Source organism: Oleiphilus sp. HI0128, from assembly GCF_001635365.1.
Map to the genome: position 1 here is coordinate 1 of NZ_LWGG01000178.1, position 886 is coordinate 886.

Below are 886 nucleotides of genomic sequence, written 5' to 3' on the forward strand. Positions count from 1 at the left end.
CGGCATAAACATTACACTGCCCACAGTTTAAACTCTCTAGCGCAAACAGCGCTCACCCAAGCAGGACTTCCGATGAAAAAAACTTATCAATTAGCTCACCCAAAAATCAAAGTGCCTCGCGTTGTCGACTCAGTAAAACATGACATCAGAAAGTTTCTCAAAAAGGAACGTAAGAAGCCTCTACCTTCTGGCACTAAATATTGGGGTTTTGATTGTAAGTTTGGTCAATCAGAAGAAGCGGCTGTGGAAATTCAGCTGCCCTCTTTGATGAGCCATATCGATGAACTGGTTGCGAATAACATTATGACTATCTACGTGGAAATCACTGCTAAAGCCGTTTCACCTGATGGCAATTCGATTCAACAGGAATATTAGACAGTAAACCCTAAGGCAGCGTGACTCAAAGGTAAAAAGAAATGATGAACACCAAGATATATAAAGCCGTCCACGGGCTTGCAGAAAAGCTAATGGCAGCAGCGAAAAAAGATGACCAAGAAACCTTTGATTCGCTCTACTCTGAACTCAAGGCGATCTGTCTAGATAATGAAGATACAGATAAGGATCACCCTGTTCAATGGGAAACATTAGCTGACTTTTCAGAAGACTTAAGCGATGCGATAGCCATTTATGAAAAGGCCCTAAAGAAGTCTGTCGATATTAATTCAAAAGACCATATGTCTTCAGTGGCATACTCAATGGCGACCTTGCAGGTCGAGCTCGGCCAGACTGAGGAAGCAATCAAAAACCTGCAAAACGCTAAAGTTAGCGCCAATAAAATTGAAGATGACTCACTTAAACGAGAGATCAACGAATTACTTGATTCCTTAGCAAGCCCGATGGAATAAGCATAACCGGGCACACTTTATTCGCCCTTAAGATAGTTTCA

At 42.0% G+C, this 886-nt stretch carries 2 protein-coding genes; both read left to right on the plus strand.

Annotated elements, in window-relative coordinates; genetic code table 11:
• On the plus strand, positions 1–375 hold a 375-nt coding region (locus A3763_RS02360; protein WP_231872076.1), incomplete at its 5' end, for a DUF6172 family protein.
• A gap of 41 nt (positions 376–416) precedes the next feature.
• Entirely contained in the window at positions 417–845 is a 429-nt protein-coding gene (locus tag A3763_RS02365) for a tetratricopeptide repeat protein (RefSeq protein ID WP_068509469.1), read from the plus strand.
• Positions 846–886: the final 41 nt, after the last annotated feature.

Excerpts from the sequence above, each read along its gene's own strand:
- A3763_RS02365 (WP_068509469.1), top strand. The coding sequence starts at position 417 with ATGATGAACACCAAGATATATAAAGCCGTCCACGGGCTTGCAGAAAAG.